This is a genomic window from Bifidobacterium sp. SO1, assembly GCF_018555335.1.
GTDB lineage: Bacteria > Actinomycetota > Actinomycetes > Actinomycetales > Bifidobacteriaceae > Bifidobacterium > Bifidobacterium simiiventris.
The window spans coordinates 1-2,204 of record NZ_JAFEJR010000044.1 but is presented as its reverse complement, the minus strand read 5'-3'; the positions used below and the strand labels follow the sequence as shown (position 1 = coordinate 2,204).

Sequence of the window (2,204 nt, the reverse complement as noted above, 5' to 3'; positions counted from 1 at the left end):
ATGCTCTCCTCAACAAGGAGATAGATCTCCCCAACACCGGCAGGTAATCATAACGGGATCGTCATGCACCGAGGTAATCAGGGTGACGATCCCGTTGCTTAAGTCAACCTTGGTCTAACAGAGCCTAACATTATTGTCCAAGAAGACAAAACCAACCGCACCACTAACGCAAAGAAGAACTCCTCAAACCATACAGAACAATGCCGTTCTCATCACGCAGCCGATCAAACAATTCATGCCCGGCCTTCGTCGTCTCAATGCTACGGATCACAGCCTCCGGAGCCGAATAGATATCCAGCTTCTCCTTACCTACCAGATTCGCCCACTGATTCTGAATCACCGTCAGCTCAACCCGATTCCGGTTCGTCAGCTGCACCGACTGGCGTTCAGAACGACGATCACGTACATACCGAGCCGCAAACTCAGCCAAAGAAACAGTCGTTTTGCTCATTGAACATCAGCCTTCTCGCTCTGATTCGCCACTTCCAGCGGCATACAACCCGAATAACCAAGACGACTCTTGCACCAACCATGCAATCCAACCAGAGCGGCAACATAGCCACGCTCCCGCTCATCATACGGTTGGTCAGCAAACACTCCAATCCTGTGTTGAATCTCCGACATCACCATGTGCAACGTCTCATCTTTCTGTGTGACATTAACGGCCAAAACTAAACCTCCTTAACAAGAATCGTTCTCCTGCTCGCATAAACAGCAGACGGGACCACGCTGCAAACAGCAGCGCCAACGAACATTAGAATCAACACCACGCGCAACCAAAGCACAGACGACGACAACAAGGCAAACACAATCCCGCCGATCGCGTAAACAATCGCAACACCAGCCATCCCATAAAACATACGCTTACGGAATCGCTGTTCACGACGCTGCAAAGCCCTCAACGACTTACGACTCAATGTGGAACCAGTCACCCTTACAGGCGGCATCGGAGTGGTGATCGTTGTAGATGGTGAGTAGTCAACCACATGATTAGGGGTTGGTTTTGCTTGCGATAAAGTCGGTGATGTCATCATGAACCTTCAAAACTGTGGACGAATACAGTATAACAAAAAATCACGTCAGAAACAAAAACCCTCAGCTTTGTGCAGTACATCCCCACATGTGTGGGGTCAATCAAGAACAGCACCAAGGTTTTGGACACCAATGAGGGTGCATCCCCACGGGGTGGGGTCGATAGGTCGTCGTATCCGTCGCGACGATCATCCCCGTTGGTGCATCCCCACATATGTGGGGTCGATCATTGGCGTCGGTTGGAGCTTCATGGCGGACGGGGTTCATCCCCACGTGTGTGGGGTCGATCGGGGCGATGATGGGTGCAACGGTGGCATGTAGGGTTCATCCCCACGTGTGTGGGGTCGATCGGGGCGATGATGGGTGCAACGGTGGCATGTAGGGTTCATCCCCACGTGTGTGGGGTCGATACTACCCCAGCGGCGGACTTGCCAGATCCAGGCGGTGCATCCCCACGTGTGTGGGGTCGATGACCCGGACGATTCGGGCGACCTTCATATGAAGGGTTCATCCCCACATGTATGGGGTCGATCCGACACCGATGATCCGGTTGTCCTTCGTGCGTGTGGTTCATCCCCACTGGTGTGGGGTCGGATCACTACCGGGTCGGCGGCGTCAGCACCGACACGGGTTCATCCCCACTGTCGTGGGGTCGATTGACCGCCCTGCTCATATGTTCGAAAACGAAAAGGTTCATCCCCACGTGTGTGGGGTCGATTGGTACGCGTGGTGGCGGCGTGTCAGCGATCTAGGTTCATCCCCACTTGTGTGGGGTCGATCGTTTAGTTTTCAAGCTTTTCATGCCCATCGTGGGGCTGTTTTTGCAAATTGGATACTTCTTGGCTGGTCGGATTGTCCTCCTTGCCGAGAGGCTTGGACATTAACGTCGTTCCGTCTAGCTGTATAGGTGTTCGTTTGCCATGATGATCGAGTATATGTAACTGGCTTTGTGTGTACCAAGCCATCGTTGCACGCCCATCATGGATAGTCCGACCGATCCTTCGCCATAGGCGCTCGCGGACTTTTGCGGATACGTTGCCTACGGAGAGTATGAACTTGTCTAGTGTTTTATTCCGCTAGTCTTGTTCTTGACCCTCGTTTCAACCGTTCTCCCGTTCCTCACGGGATGCTTGGCTGACGTTGGGGAGCCGTACTCCTTACGGCGTGACGGA

At 53.1% G+C, this 2,204-nt stretch carries 2 protein-coding genes; both read right to left on the bottom strand.

Features of this window, described 5'->3' with window-relative positions:
- Positions 1-163 precede the first annotated feature (163 nt).
- On the bottom strand, positions 164-451 hold the full coding sequence (locus tag JS541_RS14570) for a hypothetical protein (protein ID WP_214375202.1): 288 nt from the start codon (positions 449-451) through the stop codon (positions 164-166).
- Positions 448-669, bottom strand: a complete 222-nt coding sequence (locus tag JS541_RS14565) for a hypothetical protein (RefSeq protein WP_214375201.1) — start codon at positions 667-669, stop codon at positions 448-450. Before JS541_RS14565 ends, JS541_RS14570 begins: the two co-directional genes overlap by 4 nt.
- Positions 670-2,204 lie beyond the last annotated feature (1,535 nt).